Origin of the sequence: Devosia faecipullorum (assembly GCF_015158295.1) — a bacterium.
Taxonomy (GTDB): Bacteria; Pseudomonadota; Alphaproteobacteria; order Rhizobiales; family Devosiaceae; genus Devosia; species Devosia faecipullorum.
Window position 1 is genome coordinate 623,486 of the sequence record NZ_JACDXV010000002.1, and the last position, 15,316, is coordinate 638,801.

Annotated in this window: 16 protein-coding genes; 7 read left to right on the forward strand and 9 right to left on the reverse strand. The window is 62.2% G+C overall.

Going from position 1 to position 15,316, the window contains the following annotated elements; genetic code table 11:
* Positions 1–197: 197 nt before the first annotated feature.
* Positions 198–1,064: an RNA polymerase sigma factor RpoH gene (gene rpoH, locus H0482_RS08680; RefSeq protein WP_193729622.1), complete on the reverse strand. Its 867-nt coding sequence runs from the start codon at positions 1,062–1,064 to the stop codon at positions 198–200.
* Positions 1,065–1,300: 236 nt separating this feature from the next.
* Complete coding sequence (locus H0482_RS08685) at positions 1,301–2,269, reverse strand: RluA family pseudouridine synthase (RefSeq protein ID WP_230989547.1); 969 nt, start codon at positions 2,267–2,269, stop codon at positions 1,301–1,303.
* A gap of 61 nt (positions 2,270–2,330) precedes the next feature.
* Here H0482_RS08685 and H0482_RS08690 point away from each other — a divergent pair, with 61 nt between their 5' ends.
* Complete coding sequence (locus H0482_RS08690) at positions 2,331–2,678, forward strand: DUF6476 family protein (protein WP_193729624.1); 348 nt, start codon at positions 2,331–2,333, stop codon at positions 2,676–2,678.
* Between the two features lie 164 nt (positions 2,679–2,842).
* On the opposite strand, the gene H0482_RS08695 is transcribed toward H0482_RS08690, so the two are convergent.
* Together H0482_RS08695 and H0482_RS08700 are read right to left on the reverse strand one after the other, a co-directional pair.
* Positions 2,843–4,012, reverse strand: a complete 1,170-nt coding sequence (locus H0482_RS08695) for a hypothetical protein (RefSeq protein WP_193729625.1) — start codon at positions 4,010–4,012, stop codon at positions 2,843–2,845.
* A gap of 179 nt (positions 4,013–4,191) precedes the next feature.
* Complete coding sequence (locus H0482_RS08700; protein ID WP_407925710.1) at positions 4,192–4,788, reverse strand: DUF1134 domain-containing protein; 597 nt, start codon at positions 4,786–4,788, stop codon at positions 4,192–4,194.
* Positions 4,789–4,886: 98 nt separating this feature from the next.
* On the opposite strand from H0482_RS08700, the gene H0482_RS08705 reads away from it, so the two are divergent.
* The 3 genes from H0482_RS08705 (at position 4,887) to H0482_RS08715 (ending at position 6,561) form a co-directional block, all read left to right on the forward strand.
* Entirely contained in the window at positions 4,887–5,354 is a 468-nt protein-coding gene (locus tag H0482_RS08705) for a YHS domain-containing (seleno)protein (RefSeq protein ID WP_193729627.1), read from the forward strand.
* Between the two features lie 75 nt (positions 5,355–5,429).
* Positions 5,430–6,110, forward strand: coding sequence for a histidine phosphotransferase ChpT (gene chpT / locus H0482_RS08710; RefSeq protein ID WP_193729628.1), 681 nt, complete (start codon positions 5,430–5,432; stop codon positions 6,108–6,110).
* A 79-nt stretch (positions 6,111–6,189) separates the two neighbouring features.
* Positions 6,190–6,561 (forward strand): response regulator, encoded by a 372-nt coding sequence (locus tag H0482_RS08715; protein WP_193729629.1) that lies wholly within the window; start codon positions 6,190–6,192, stop codon positions 6,559–6,561.
* 45 nt (positions 6,562–6,606) lie between these two features.
* Here H0482_RS08715 and H0482_RS08720 read toward each other — a convergent pair whose 3' ends face one another.
* The gene (locus H0482_RS08720; RefSeq protein WP_193729630.1) at positions 6,607–7,869 is read right to left on the reverse strand and encodes an RNA polymerase sigma factor; all 1,263 of its coding nucleotides are present in this window, start codon (positions 7,867–7,869) and stop codon (positions 6,607–6,609) included.
* Positions 7,870–7,984: 115 nt separating this feature from the next.
* Complete coding sequence (ctrA, locus tag H0482_RS08725; protein WP_193729631.1) at positions 7,985–8,692, reverse strand: response regulator transcription factor CtrA; 708 nt, start codon at positions 8,690–8,692, stop codon at positions 7,985–7,987.
* A gap of 452 nt (positions 8,693–9,144) precedes the next feature.
* Here ctrA and fliI point away from each other — a divergent pair, with 452 nt between their 5' ends.
* Complete coding sequence (gene fliI / locus H0482_RS08730) at positions 9,145–10,473, forward strand: flagellar protein export ATPase FliI (RefSeq protein ID WP_193729632.1); 1,329 nt, start codon at positions 9,145–9,147, stop codon at positions 10,471–10,473.
* A gap of 61 nt (positions 10,474–10,534) precedes the next feature.
* Entirely contained in the window at positions 10,535–10,948 is a 414-nt protein-coding gene (gene fliJ, locus H0482_RS08735) for a flagellar export protein FliJ (RefSeq protein WP_193729633.1), read from the forward strand.
* Between the two features lie 64 nt (positions 10,949–11,012).
* On the opposite strand, the gene H0482_RS08740 is transcribed toward fliJ, so the two are convergent.
* Together H0482_RS08740 and H0482_RS08745 are read right to left on the reverse strand one after the other, a co-directional pair.
* Positions 11,013–11,648: a PRC-barrel domain-containing protein gene (locus H0482_RS08740; protein WP_193729634.1), complete on the reverse strand. Its 636-nt coding sequence runs from the start codon at positions 11,646–11,648 to the stop codon at positions 11,013–11,015.
* A 657-nt stretch (positions 11,649–12,305) separates the two neighbouring features.
* Positions 12,306–12,764: a GNAT family N-acetyltransferase gene (locus tag H0482_RS08745; RefSeq protein WP_193729635.1), complete on the reverse strand. Its 459-nt coding sequence runs from the start codon at positions 12,762–12,764 to the stop codon at positions 12,306–12,308.
* 118 nt (positions 12,765–12,882) lie between these two features.
* On the opposite strand from H0482_RS08745, the gene H0482_RS08750 reads away from it, so the two are divergent.
* A complete protein-coding gene (locus H0482_RS08750) occupies positions 12,883–13,077 on the forward strand; it encodes a DUF2934 domain-containing protein (protein ID WP_193729636.1) in 195 nt (64 codons plus the stop codon).
* Positions 13,078–13,135: 58 nt separating this feature from the next.
* On the opposite strand, the gene flhA is transcribed toward H0482_RS08750, so the two are convergent.
* Positions 13,136–15,286: a flagellar biosynthesis protein FlhA gene (flhA, locus tag H0482_RS08755; protein WP_193729637.1), complete on the reverse strand. Its 2,151-nt coding sequence runs from the start codon at positions 15,284–15,286 to the stop codon at positions 13,136–13,138.
* Positions 15,287–15,316 lie beyond the last annotated feature (30 nt).

Here is a 15,316-nt window from a genome sequence, read left to right on the forward strand (position 1 = left end):
AGGGCGTTACAAGGGCATGTCCTGTGCTGTTAAGACGTCACCGTCCAGTCATTTTGTCGCGACGGGGTTAATTTCGGGTGCGCGCATGCCCTGCGCTTCCTGTTCCCCCGGAGCATTTCGGGGCCGGGATCACAATGCAGAAAAGCAAAACGCCCCGGCCAATGACCGGGGCGTAATTATCGGGCTTCGGGCGTTTCTTACGCGCCGGCAGCTTCCCTCACCGCGTCCTGAACCTTTTCGAAGGCGCGGACCTCGATCTGGCGGATGCGTTCGCGGCTGACGTCATATTGCTGGGCTAGTTCCTCGAGCGTCGAGGGATTGTCCTGCAGGCGGCGGGCCCGGAAAATGGCGCGTTCGCGGTCGTTGAGCACGTCCATGGCCGAATTGAGCATGGTCATGCGTTCATCGAATTCCTCGGTCTCGCCCAGGATGGTTTCCTGGTCCGGCGTGTCGTCGACCAGCCAGTCCTGCCATTCGGACGAACCTTCATCCGCCCGCATAGGCGAATTGAGCGAGGCGTCGCCCGAGAGCCGGGAATTCATCGACACCACATCCTCCTCGGAAACCTTGAGGGTGGTGGCGATCTGCTTGATCTGGTCGGGGTGCAGCGCGCCATCGTCGAGAGCGGCGATCTGGCCCTTCACCTTGCGCAGGTTGAAAAACAGCCGTTTCTGGGCGGCGGTGGTGCCGATCTTGACCAGGCTCCAGGAGCGCAGGACATATTCCTGGATGGCAGCGCGGATCCACCACATCGCATAGGTGGCCAGCCGGAAGCCCTTTTCGGGCTCGAAGCGCTTCACCGCATGCATGAGGCCCACATTGCCCTCGGAGATCACTTCGGAAATGGGCAGACCATAACCGCGATAGCCCATGGCGATCTTGGCGACCAGACGCAAATGGCTGGTGATCAGCTTCTGCGCCGCGCCGGGATCTTCATGCTCTTTGTAGCGCTTGGCCAGCATATATTCTTCGTCCGCTTCCAGCATGGGGAATTTGCGGATTTCCTGAAGATAGCGGCTGAGGCCCCCTTCGGATGAGAGGACCGGAAGATTGGACTGGGCCATTTACGCACCCCCTTTCGAGTATCCCCCGCATGACGCGGGCGGAAACGCTGTCCATGTCCACAAAGGCACATCGACAGATGTAATCATCATATAGGTCGCAATGTGATGAATTTAAGAGGCGGAACCCTGACTTGGATTACAAATTGTACAGGATCGCCGTCTGCGACTGCTTGTTCATCGGCATAATACGATAAAGGCAGCAACAGTTCAAACACGTTGGCGTGATGGGCGGGGAATCAGGGCCTGGGGGTCGCCTTGTCGTAATTGGCCAGCTGGTCCTCGAGTTCCTGCATGTCCTCGGGAAGCTCGGCTTCGAAAAGCATTTCTTCTCCCGTCTCGGGATGCTCGAAGCCCAGTTCGGCCGCATGCAGCGCTTGCCGACCTAGCTTGCGGACGATTTCGGCAAGCTCGGGGGGCAGTTTGTTGACCTTGGTGGCAAAGCCGGGGGCGTAAAGCAGGTCGGAGACCAGCGGGTGGCCGATATGGGCCATGTGCACGCGGATCTGATGGGTGCGGCCGGTTTCGAGCTGGCACTGGATGCGGGTAATGTCCCAACCCTCGCCGCCGAAGCGGGCTTCGACATTGTAATGGGTGATGGCGTTCCGGCCCGAGCGCAAAACGGTCTGTTTCAGCCGATTGCCCGGATCGCGGCCCAGGGGAGCATCGACAATGCCCATGCCGGACTGGGTCGAGCCCCAGGCATAGGCAATATAGGCGCGGTGCAGCGGCCCGGTGCGGCCATGATCGGCGAATTGCTCGCTGAGATGTTTGTGGGCCTTGTCGGTCTTGGCCGCCACCATGACGCCGGACGTGTCCTTGTCCAGCCGGTGGACAATGCCGGGGCGCCTGACCCCACCGATCCCCTTGAGGCTGGCGCCGCAATGGAAGATCAGCGCATTGACCAATGTGCCCGATGGCGAGCCGGGGGCGGGATGCACCACCATGCCGACCGGCTTGTTGATGACGATGAGATGGTCGTCCTCGTACAGGATGTCGAGCGGAATGTCCTCGGGCTGCGGCTCGGGATCTTCGGGGGGGGGAGCGACAAGAGTGATTGTCTCGCCCGCCTTCAACCGGTATTTGGGTTCGACAAGCGGTTTGTCATCGACGGTGACGGCGCCGCCCAGGATCAGATCCTTGATGCGGCTGCGGCTCAGCGCATCATGCGCCTTGGCCAGAACGGCATCGAGCCGCCCGCCGGCCATGGCCTGTGTGACCACAAATGCAACGGGCTCGCCCTCAAATTCGAAATCGGTATCTTCCGCCATGAGCAATCCTGATCAAAACCCGCCGCAAGCCGCCGACAATGAATTGACGCCGGAGGCCTTGGCCATGCTGGGGAAAGCCCGAAGGTCGTTCGCCATCTCGATGGGTATCCTGTTGCTGGGCTTTATGGCCATTGGCTTCGCGCTTGTCTATCGCGTCATGCGCGACAGCCCGCCGCCGGTCGTGGCGGAGATGGTGAGCATTCCGGCGGGCTCGGAAGTGGTGTCGGCCCTCAACACCGATGGCACGGTGCAGGTCACCTATCGCGCCGGCGGCGCGGTGATGCTGGCCATTTTCGATGCCGGAACCGGCGCGCTGCTGCGCAGCATCGAGATCGGAATGGAATAGGGCGGCCTCACATCGAGCCTCCCACATTCACCGATTGTCACCATCGGGCTTGACCCGAGGGCGTTTGCGGTGCGGAAAAAACCTTCGGGTCAAGCCCCGGGGGTGACGATCCGGAATGGAGAACGCTTGCGTTCTGTAGCTCTTGGGCAAGCTCCCGACGCGGATTACCGCCCCTGGATTTCCCGCAAGGCGGAGAGCCGGTCGGTCACCGTGCCGCGCTGGCTCTCGGTCGGGGTGGGCAGCATGTCTTCGCCCTCGCCGTCATCGGCAAAGCGCTGCACGCGATCGAACAGGCTTTCCTCGGGGAAAATACTGGCGGGGGCCTCATTGTCCACGGCATAGACCAGCCGGCTGACGCTGGCGGCGATGTCGTTGAGCCTTTCGCGCAGATGCGCCTCCTCGAAACGTTCGGTCTCCCAATCGGCCAGGATCGTGGCCTCGACATTGCTGACCTTGGCGCGGAGCGTTTCCAGCTCGTCTTCCATGGAGAGCTTGTCGGCCAGCAATTGCCCGGCCCGGTCTTCGCTGCGCGCGACGGTCTGGCTGGTTTCGGCCAGAAGTGCATTGAGCCGGTTTTCGGCGCTGGCAATGCGCGCTTCGGCGACGACCAATTCCTCGGCGCTGGTTTCGCGTTCGGCGGTGCGGCTGGCCAGGGCATCGCGCATCCTGGCGATGGCGTCATTGGCCTCGGCGCTGCGCCGGTCGGAATTTTCGAGGCGGCTGATCAGGCGGTGCGCCTGCTCTTCAAGGAAAGCGGCGCGCTGGCGCTCGATGGCGAGCGCGGTGGTCAGCCGGTCGATATCCTCGTCCGCATTGCCCGATAGCGCCACGCCATCGACAAGCGTGGCCGGGGCGAGGCCGCCGCGCAGCGAGGTTCGCAGCGTCTCGATTTCGCTGCCGCGGGTTTCCAGTTCCCGATCACGCATGCGCAGGCGCTGGGCGAGGTCCGCGCCTTCCTTTTCGAGGTCCAGCACCCGGGCGCGCAGTTCCGTCTCCCGGCTTTCCAGCTCGCGCACGATCTGCACATGCTTGTCGCGCTCGACCTTGAGTGCGCCCAGATCGCTGCGTTTCTGGTTGACGTCGCCCAATTGCTCGGCCAGCCGCTTGCGCAGCGTTTCCACGTTCATTTCGAGCCGGCGGGTGGAGAGGGCGAATTCGGCCCGCAACTGATCCTTGTCGGCGCGGAACTCGGCCATGGTGATGGGCGTGGCGGCCTCGATGCGCCGCTTGGTCAGCCGCACGGCCCGTTTCCACACCGCTGGCATGACCACGAGCGCCAGCAGGCCCGCCACCAGCAGGCCCAAGGCAAAATACATGATGTTCTCGATCAGCATCGAACATCTCTCCGGTGGCGCGGCCGATCTGCCTGCCGGTCATTCCGGTTCAATCTTTCAGCAAACATGGCGCGAGGCCATCTTTGCCAGAGATTAACCCTAACGGGTTTGGCGGCCGCAGTCACGACAAAGCCGGGGTTTTGGCCCCGGCTCGCGGCAAAGTGCAACCAAAAGGCGGATCAGAACGGGTTCCAGGTGGGCTGGCTGGTGAAATTGAGATAGCCCACATTGATGCCCAGCCGCGCGCCCACGCCCGAGCGGATCGGCACGACGACGACATTGCCGCGCTTGGTGACGGTCATGCCCAGCCCGCCAATGACATAGGCGGAGCCGTCGACGCCGGGATAGCGGCCAAGGATTTCTTGGATGGTGTTGAGATTGTAGACCAGCATCATGACCTTGGAGCCGTCGCCGCCAATGTCGAAGCCGATGGAGGGGCCCTGCCAATAGATCGAGAACTGGCCGGCATTGCGGGTATAGAGCGTGCCCTCGCCATATTTGGCGCCGACGATCAATGCGCCTCCGGCTTCCTCGCCCAGGATATAGCCATTGGGCAGACCGAACTGGCTGACCGCGCGCTCGACCACCGAGGCCAGGCCCTGCGCGGCGGAGCCGAAGAATTCGCGGCCGCTTTCCACCAGCTCGTCGCCGGAAAAGGTGTCGCTGAGCGATCCCTGAGCCAGGACCGGCGCCGTCGGCGCGAGCAGGGCGGCCAGGAATGCCGTCAACAGGGCAAGGCGCTTGAACATTGTTTGATCTCCCTCGGGTCGCGCAATTTACGAAGACCTTAAGGTCTCTTGCGTCAGAATTAGGACGCCAGCGCGCTGATCATTTGGTGATGATGATGAAGCAAATCTCTAAACAAATCTTAACCATGATCGCCCTTGTTTTGCCGCTTTTGGGGCTTTTTCCCGCCATGGTGGGCGAGAGTGCGGCGCAATCGGTGACCAGCTATGTCCTCTCCGACCCGCTGACCGGGCTCGCGATCGGCGGCATGGACCCGGTTTCATATTTCACCGAGCCCGCGCCCTTGCCGGGGCGGCCGGAACTGGAACAGGAATGGATGGGTGCGCCCTTTCTGTTCGCCAGCGAGGCCAATCGCGACATTTTCCAGCGCAATCCGGAGATTTATGCTCCCCAATATGGCGGGCACGGCGCCATGAGCATGGCGCGGGGCTTCGTCTCGGACGCCGATCCGGCAATCTACACATTGTTCAAGCAGCGCCTTTTCCTGTTCTATTCGGCCGCCAATCGCGAGGCGTTCCTGCTGGCGCCGGATGCGGCGGCGATCCGGGGCGGCGAGCATTGGCAGGTTCTGTCCAAAAACCTGTCGATCCGGTAGTGCCGGCCGAAAAGCCGCTCTAATGTCCCCTCTAATGATTCTCGCCGTCCGCCGGCGTCCTATGGAGAAAATTTCATGGCCGACATCATCGAGCTGAAGGCAACCGATCTGGCCGCCATGCTGTGTTCCAGGGTCTGCCACGACCTCATCAATCCCATCGGCGCCATCGGCAATGGGCTCGAAGTGCTGGCCGACCCGGCCCAGGGCGAGATGGCGGAGGGCGCGCGCGACCTCATCGCCAATGCCGCCAAGCAGAGCCGCGCCAAGCTGGAATTCGCCCGGCTGGCCTATGGCGCTTCCTCGACGGCGGGCACCGATATCGATACGCGCGAATGCGAGCGCGTCGCGCGTATCCTGTTCGAGGTGGAAAAGGCCGATCTCGAATGGAACGTGCCGCTGATCCTTTTGCCCAAGCACAAGGCCAAGCTGTTCATGAACATGCTGCTGATCGCTGCCAGTTCGGTGCCGCGCGGCGGCGTGGTCACCGCCTCGATCAGCGGGCCGGCCGGCGAGGAGAAATTCGAGTTCACCTCGCGCAGCGATCCGGAAAAGCGGCAGAAGACGCTGGTGCCTTCGGGTTCGGCGGGGCTGCTCTCGGGCATGCCCGAGGAAGGATCGGTCGATGCGCGGGGCATTCAGCCCTTCTATACCGGGCTTTTGGCGCGGATGACCGATATGGACCTCAATATCGGGCTGGAAAACGAGATGTTTTTCTTCACCGCTCTGCCGCAGGCCAAGCTGGACGCGGCGGAATAAAGCCGCGCCACTAACTATTCGCCAATCATTGGCCCGCATATTCGGCAGAGCGTTTCACCTCACAACGGGGTTCTTGCCCATGCGCACCTGCCTGATCGTCGATGATTCCAGCATCGTGCGCAAAGTCGCGCGCCGCATTCTGGAAGATCTCGATTATTTCGTGGACGAGGCCGAGGATGGGCAGGAAGCCATCGACAAGTGTCGCGAGCAGATGCCGGATGCGATCCTGCTCGATTGGAACATGCCGATCATGAGCGGGCTGGAATTTCTGAAATTGCTGCGCGCCTATATTGGCGGCGAAAACCCCCATGTCATCTATTGCACGGTCGAGAACGATATCGGCGCCATAGCGCTGGCGCTCAAGGCCGGTGCGAATGATTACATGATGAAGCCGTTCGACCGGGCCATTCTCGAAGCCAAGTTCGACCTGCCCGCGCCGGCGGTCGCCTGACGCCCGGCCAGGGCGGGGCCGCGCCTTGGCATTCTTCTTCTCCGCTCAATCGCACTGTGCCGCCCGGTCCAGCAGCAATGCCCGTTCCCGGCCATTGCGGGTCAAACCGGCGGCCTTTCTGAATTCGGCAGCCGCTTCCGCGTGACGGCCAAGCTTGACCAGCAGATCGGCGCGCACGCCGTGAAGCAGGTGGTAATTCTGCATGACCGGCGAAGCCCGCAGGGCATCGACCAGGCTCAGCGCTGCTTCGGGGCCCTGGAACATGGAAATGGCCACGGCGCGGTTGAGTTCGATGACGGGGGAGGGCGTTATCTGATTGAGCAAATCATAGAGCGTGGCGATCTGGCGCCAATCGGTGTCCGCGGGCGTTTCGGCGCGGGCATGGCAGGCGGCGATGGCGGCCTGGAGCACATAGGGGCCGGTCATGCCGCCCATGGATTGGGCCCGGGCGAGGCCGTCCAGCCCGCTTCGGATCATGGCCCGGTCCCAGAGCCTGCGGTCCTGATCGGGCAGCAGCACCGGAGCGCCGGCGGCATCGACGCGGGCCTCGACGCGGGAATGCTGAAGTTCCATCAGCGCCAGAAGGCCATGGACCTCCGGCTCTTCGGGGATCAGGCCGACGAGGATACGCCCCATGCGCAGGGCTTCCGTGCAGAGCTGGGGCCGCATCCAGTCCTCGCCGGACGTAGCTGAATAGCCTTCATTAAAGATGAGGTAGAGCACGCCCAGCACCGAGGCGAGGCGCTCGTCGCGGTCGGGGCCGCGCGGTACTTCGAAGGGCAGTCCGGCATCGGCGATCAGCCGCTTGGCGCGCACGATGCGCTGGCCGATAGCGGTGTCATTGGCGAGGAAGGCGCGGGCGATTTCCTCGGTGGTGAGGCCACCGATCAGCCGCAGGGTCAGCGCCACCCGGCTTTCCGGCGGCAGGATGGGATGGCAGGAGGTGAAGATCAGGCGCAAGAGATCATCGCCGTAATCGTCGTCCAGCCGGTCGTGGATGGCGGCTTCGGGATCGGCTGCCGCCTCATCGATGCCGCGTCCGATTTCCGCAAGCTTGCCGGCGGCCATCTTGCGGTGGCGGAAATAGTCGATGGCCTTGCGTTTGGCCGCCTGCATCAGCCAGGCGCCGGGATTGCGGGGGATGCCGGTTTCCGGCCAGGCCCGCAGCGCCGCCATCAAGGCGTCCTGCGCCAGTTCCTCGGCCAGCGAAATATCGCGCACCATCCGTGTCAGCCCGGCAATGACGCGGGCCTGTTCGGCGCGCCAGACCATATTGATGGTCCGGTCGGTCTCGGTGCGGTCGCTCATCTAACTATCCCTGTGGCCTGATGTGCCGAGGGCCGGGAGAGTGCCGCAGAATTGGCTGCGCGCAAACAAAAACCCCGCGCGGGGCGCGGGGTCGGAATTCTCTCGGACGGACGGCTTACGCCACGTTCTCGTTATAGACTTCGCTCTCGTCGGGCTCGCGCAGCACATAGCCACGGCCCCATACGGTCTCGATGTAATTCTTGCCACCGGTTGCGACGCTGAGCTTCTTGCGCAGCTTGCAGATGAAGACGTCGATGATCTTCAGTTCCGGCTCGTCCATGCCGCCATAAAGGTGGTTGAGGAACATTTCCTTGGTGAGCGTCGTGCCCTTGCGGAGCGAAAGCAGCTCCAGCATCTGGTATTCCTTGCCCGTGAGATGCACGCGGGCATTCTGAACCTCGACGGTCTTGGTGTCGAGATTGACCATGAGATCGCCGGTGGAGATCACCGACTGGGCATGGCCCTTGGAACGGCGAACGATGGCGTGGATGCGGGCCACGAGTTCGTCCTTGTGGAAGGGCTTGGTCATATAGTCGTCGGCGCCGAAGCCGAGACCACGGACCTTGTCCTCGATGCCGGCGAGGCCGGACAGGATCAGGATCGGTGTCTGAACCTTGGCGACACGCAGGGTGCGCAGCACCTCATAGCCGCTCATGTCGGGCAGGTTCAGGTCGAGAAGAATGATGTCGTAATCATAGAGTTTGCCGAGATCGACGCCTTCCTCACCCAGATCGGTGGTGTAGACGTTGAAGCTCTCGGACTTGAGCATCAGTTCGATGCTCTGCGCTGTCGCGCTGTCGTCCTCAATAAGGAGTACCCGCATTATATTCCCCTTGTCATTCGTTCCTGCTGGAACCCGCGGGAGGCAAGGCCAAATTGCCCGTCCCGCTCCAACCCTACTGGATATGACTGAAGCCTAAGCCCAACTAGTTAACAAAGTTTAATTCTGATCCGCAATACGCAAAGCGCGTTAGGATGAATTAATGTTAACTTATTGAAAAATCTACATAAATGCTACCTAAAAATCTTAATGTAAAACATTAAAAAGCAGTTTCAAGCGACTCACTTGACTCAAGCAATCAGGGCATTTGGGAGGGTTTTCGCCACAGAGGTGGCAAAGGGCGGATTTCGCCGATCTTCCATGCCAATAAAGCTTTTGAGTTAATGATCGGTTACATTCCGATTCGTGATATGGCCGATTCGAGCCGCCGCCGGAAACCATAATCATGGCATTCGGGGGGCGCTTGAGGATGGCCTCCTGGACGCCGGATGAACATGAAAGCACTGATCTCGGCCATCGAGGCCATAGAAGAGGTCGAGGTCTTTGGCCGGGTGAAGTCCGTGCAGGGCCTGCTCATCGAGGTGATCGGGCCGGTGCGCGAATTGCGCGTGGGCGGCCGGGTCGTCATCGAGGCCAGCGACGGCGAGCATCTCGATGCCGAAATCATCGGCTTCCGCGACGGAAGGGCGCTCTGTCTGCCCTTTGGCGAATTGCGCGGGGTGCGGCTCGGCTGCAAGGCGGTGTTCCGCCGTCATGACGGCTCGGTCAATCCCTCCGATGCCTGGCTGGGCCGGGTGGTCAATGCCAATGGCGAGCCCATCGACGGCAAGGGGCCGCTGGCGCGCGGCGCGGTGTCCTATCCGCTCAGGCAATCGCCGCTCGCCGCCCATGACCGCACCCGGGTGGGCGAGCCGATCGAATTGGGGGTGCGGTGCCTCAATACCTTCACCACTATGTGCGAGGGCCAGCGCATGGGCATTTTCGCCGGCTCGGGCGTCGGCAAGTCGGTGCTGATGTCGATGCTGGCGCGCAATACCGATGTCGATGTCTCCATTATCGGGCTGATCGGCGAGCGTGGCCGCGAGGTTCATGAATTCATCCAGGAATATCTGGGGGAAGAGGGCCTCAAGCGCGCCGTGGTGGTGGTGGCGACGTCGGACGAGGCGGCGCTGATGCGGCGGCAGGCCTGCTATATCTCCATGGCGCTCTCGGAATATTTCCGCGATTCCGGCAAGCGCGTGCTCTGCATGATGGATTCGCTCACCCGCTTCGCCATGGCGCAGCGCGAGATTGGCCTCGCCATCGGGGAGCCACCCACAGCCAAGGGTTATCCGCCGACCGTGTTCACCGAATTGCCGCGCCTGTTGGAACGGGCTGGCCCGGGCAAACCGAATTCGGGTTCCATTACCGGTCTATTTACCGTTTTGGTGGAAGGTGATGATCACAATGAGCCCATTGCGGACGCCGTGCGCGGCATTCTCGATGGGCACATCGTGATGGAGCGCGGCATTGCCGAGCGGGGACGCTACCCTGCCGTCAATGTGCTCCGGTCCATCTCGCGGACCATGCCAGGATGCGTGCCGGAAGCTGTCCGGCCCACCTTGAGCCGGGCGCGGGAACTCATGTCCATCTTTTCGGACATGGAGGAGCTGATCCGGCTGGGGGCTTACCGGAAAGGGTCAGATCCGAACGTGGACCGCGCCATCGCCATCAATCCCCGGCTGGAAGCCTTTCTGGGCCAGCGGCGGGATGAGGTGACGACGATTTCTTCGGGCTATAGCGAGCTCGCCGAGATCGTCGCCGAGGCGGATGCGGGGTTCTGATGGAGCGGCACCGTGTATCGGGCCGCTCCGGAACTGACTTGATGTGTAAGGAGTACAGGTCTTGAAATCGCGCAGCGAGAGCCTCATCCGGCTCAAGAAGTTCCAGGTGGACGAGAAGCGCCGACAGGTCGCGCAGATCGAGATGATGATCGCCGATTTCGAGCGCATGGCGTCCGAACTCGACCAGCAGATCGAAATCGAGCATACCAAGACTGGTATCGCCGACATCGCCCATTTCGCCTATTCCACCTTCGCCAAGGCGGCGCTGACGCGGCGAGACAATCTGCTCGCTTCGGCCAATGACATGAAGGGCAAGCTGGAAGCGGCGCAGGATGCGCTGGCTGAAGCGCTCGAGGATCTGAAAAAGGTCGAATTGCTCGACCAGCGCGAACATCAACGCGAACGCGACGAACAGAACAAGGCCGAGCAGGCCGATTATGACGAAGTGGCGCGGCTGCGCTTCCGTCGCCAGTAATCATCACCGATTTCCATGCGAAAAGGCCCGCCGAAGCGGGCCTTTTTTTATTCCATGATCCCTGTTACTGGGAGACGACCGGTGCCGGGGCCATCGAATCTGTAGCCGGAGCGACCGGAGCGCGCGGATTTTCCCAGATGAATTCGGGAGCCGCTTCCAGCGCCTCTGCCGTAGTCGGCAGCACCCAGCGCCAGGTATTGTCGGCCGCCATGACATTTTCGAGCGACAGGTAATCGACGGCGACGTTCTTTTCGCCGATGCCGAGGAAGCCGCCGACCCCGATCACCACGGCATTGATGTCCCCATCGGCGGTGATGATCAGGTCATTGACCTTGCCGATTTCCTGGGCGTCATCGGCACCGCTGGAATAGACCGGGGCGCCCAGCAGATCGTTGACGATGAAGTCATTGGCCCCGATGGTGTAGCCGGCGGAAAATTCCCATGGCGTACGAGTGGCATGCGCCAGATCGGCGCTGGCGTCATTGACGGCATTCTCTACTGCCTGCCCCGCATCCTGGGCGCCCTGACGCACGGCCTCGCCGGCATTGTCCAGCGCTTCGCCCGCATTTTCGAGCGTATTGTCGAGCTGCTGGCCGATCGTCGGCTCTGCGGGGGGCGGGGGGGGAACGGCGTCCTGGGCGATGGCGGAAATCGACAGGATTGCGGTGATGGCCGAGGTGGTCAAAAGGGTACGGATCATTGTAGGCTCCAATGGTTCATCTTTGCGGTGAACAGGGCCGTACGGCGCAAAACTTGCCGGTCGCGCGTCGTGCGGCCCATCTTGTTCATGCCTCGTCAACGCAACGAGACCGCGAGCCGTTCCCCAGCTTTTTTGCCCGATGCCGAACCGCAATGGTGAAAGATGGCCGTTCGCCGTCTCCACACCATCGTCATTTCTCGCCTCGTCCGGCCATCCATTTCCAATGGTTTGGTTCAGCGCTGTTCTGCCCGTGAGCGGCCCCAGCGCTTCAACTGGTCCATGTCGCGGCCTTTGGATTGCCCGGACAAGCCGGGCAATGACGTCAATTTGTGTGGCTTGTGGTCGCAAAGGAAACGACCCCAATCGCTACGGCCCCTCCCGTCCATCGTCGTGGCCCGGCTCGTCCGGGCCATGCATTTCCTATGGTTCGGTTTAGAGCTGTGCTGCTCTTATGCGGCCCCTTGCGCTTCAATTGGCCCGTGTCGCGGGATGTGGATTGCCTGGGCAAGCCGGGCAATGACGTCAATTTATGTGGCTTGTGGCCGCAAAGGAAGCGGCCTCCAATCGCCGCGGCCTGTCCTTTCCATCGTCATTGCCCGGCTTGTCCGGGCGATCCAGTTCACCGGCCGATGGTCTGCAAGGGCAGGCCTTGTCGCCCTAATCGATGAGAACGGCGCTGGCCTTGTCATAATCGCGCATGGCCCGATGCGGCATGCCGCCATCGCGGAATTCGGGGCCGAAAGCGACGAAGCCCAGGCTTTCGTAAAAGCCCAGCTTGTCCGATTGCGCGGTCAGGTAAAATCGCGAATGACCGTTTTGACGCGCATGGTCCATGGCGCGCCGGATCATGTTTCTGGCGATGCCACGGCCCCGGAACTGGCTGCGCACGGCGACGCGGCCGATTTTGACATGGACGTCCTGCTCGATCAGCCGCAGGGTGCCGACCACTTCGCCCTCGGCAATGGCGGCGAAATGGGTGGCGCTGAGATCGTCGGCGTCATGTTCTTCCGCCTCGGGCACTTTCTGCTCCCAGACGAAAACCTCGCGACGGAGCGCGAAGGCGGCATTGGCGAGGGTCGAGAAAACCGGGACGGGCATGATCAGGAGTTCGGACATGGCGCTATTTTAGCCGCAGGTCGGGCGCATCACAATCTCGGCTTTTTCCGGTCGCGGCGGTCCGCCGGCAACCGCCGGGCGACCATTACGTTTAGGCATGAGGATAAGGAGAAGTACCATGCACGAAATCGACGAGCAGAAAGTCCGCGACCGCGCCTTCCAGCTCTGGGATGCGGCCGGCCAGCCGGAGGGCCGCGAGCAGGAATTCTGGTATGCCGCCGAACAGGAACTGGCCGAGCAGGGCAAGGCCGACATCTCGCAGCACAATAGCGAGATGGACAAGCCGCCCCTGATGCCGGGGCGGCTCGGCTAGGCGGAATTTCAGCGGCGTCAGCGCGGCTTATATACCCCGGGGATTAAGCCGGGCCGTTTTATACACTGCCGACGGTCTTGAGGCGGATGCGGGGATGCACCTCGTTCTGGCTGAGGATCACCGTCTGCGGGCGGAAGCGCTCGATGATGGAGCGGACATGCGGCCGGATGGAGGGGGAGGTGATGAGCACCGGAATTTCGCCCTGCTGGGCCGCCTTTTCATAGGCGTTCTGCACCGCACCGATGAATTGCTGCAATTTGCTGGGGGCCATGGCCAGGTGCCGTTCCTCGCCGATTCCGGCCATGGCTTCGGCGAAGTCGCGCTCCCATTGCGGGGAAAGCGTGAGCAGGGGCAGATTGCCATCCGGGCCGAGATTGGCGGCACAAAGCTGGCGCGACAGGCGCGAGCGCACATGTTCGGTAATGGTTTGCACCGAGCGGCCATTGCCGGCGATCTCGGCCACGGCCTCGAGAATGGATGACAGGTCGCGGATCGAGATGCGCTCGGTGAGCAGCGATTGCAACACACGCTGCAACCCCGAAACGGTGATGAGGCCGGGCACGATGTCTTCCACCAGCTTCTGCTGGTCCTTGGGCAGGCCGTCGAGCAGGGATTGCACATTGGCATAGCTCAACAGGTCCGCGACATTGGCCTTGAGGATTTCGGTGAGGTGGGTGGAAATGACCGTCGAGGGATCGATGATCGAAAGGCCGCGCAATTCGGCCTCGTCGCGCAGGGCGGGCTCGATCCAGGTGGCGGGCAGCCCGAAAGTTGGCTCGGTCGTATGGGTGCCCGGCAGGTCGATCCGGTTGCCATAGGGATCCATGACCATGAGCTGGTTGGCATAGATCTGCCCGGCTCCCGCTTCGACTTCCTTGATGCGGACCTTATAGTCGTTGGGCTCCAATTGCATATTGTCCAGGATGCGCACCGGGGGCATGACGAAGCCCAGCTCCAGCGCCAGCTGGCGGCGCAGGGCCTTGATCTGTTCGGTAAGCCGGTCGGTGCCGCTTTCGTCTTCCTTGACCAGCGTCAGCAGGCCATAGCCGAGTTCGAGCTTGAGGTCGTCGATCTTGAGGGCATCGGTGATCGGCGGCTCGGCGGGCTGGTTGTTGGCCGGGGCACCGGGAGCGCCGGGTGACCCCATGGTGGCCTTGGCCAGGGTCTCGGCTGCTTCCTGCTGGTCGCGGACCTCCTTGGCCTTGCCGGCGCGGAAGGCAGCATAGCCCACGCCTGCGGCCAGGGACATGAAGGGCACGATCGGCATGCCGGGCAAAAGGGCGAGGGCGACCATGACGGCGGAGGACATGCCCAGCGCGCGCGGATAGCCGGCAAACTGCTTGGTCAGCGCCTTGTCGGCGGCGCCGGTCACGCCTGACTTGGACACGAGGATACCGGCGGCGGTGGAAACGATCAGCGCCGGGATCTGGCTGGTGAGGCCGTCGCCGATGGTCAAAAGCGTATAGACGCTGCCGGCTTCCTGAAAGCTGAGCCCTTCCTGGAGGATGCCGATCAGCATGCCGGCGGCGATATTGATGAAGGTGATGATGAGGCCGGCAATGGCGTCGCCGCGCACGAATTTGGAGGCGCCGTCCATATTGCCGAAAAAGGCGCTTTCCCCTTCGAGCTCGGCGCGGCGCTTTTTGGCCGTATCCTCGTCGATGAGGCCGGCGGAGAGATCGGCGTCGATGGCCATCTGCTTGCCGGGCATGGCGTCGAGGCTGAAACGGGCGGCGACTTCGGCGATACGGCCCGAACCCTTGGTGATGACGATGAAGTTCACGATCATCAGGATGAGGAAAATCACCGTCCCGATGACGAAATTGCCGCGCGTCACGAAATTGCCGAAGGCTTCGATGACGTGGCCGGCGGCGGCGGTGCCGTTATGGCCCTCGGCCAGGATCAGGCGCGTCGTGGCCAGGCTCAGGCCCAGCCGCAGCATGGTGGCGATGAGCAGCACCGTGGGAAAGGCGGAGAATTCCAGCGGCTTCTGGATGAACAGGGCGGTCATCAGGATCATGACCGAAAAGACGATCGAGATCGCCAGCAGCATGTCCACCAGGAGCGGCGGCATGGGCACGATCAGGATGACGATCAGCCCCATCACGCCCGCGGCGAGCGCGATGTCGCCCGAGCGCAGCATGTCGATGATGCTGCTCACCGAAGGCAGTTTGAAGCCGGGGCGGGAACTGGATGGGATGTCGGTCATGCTAGTTCAACAATTCCGATGTCATTCCGG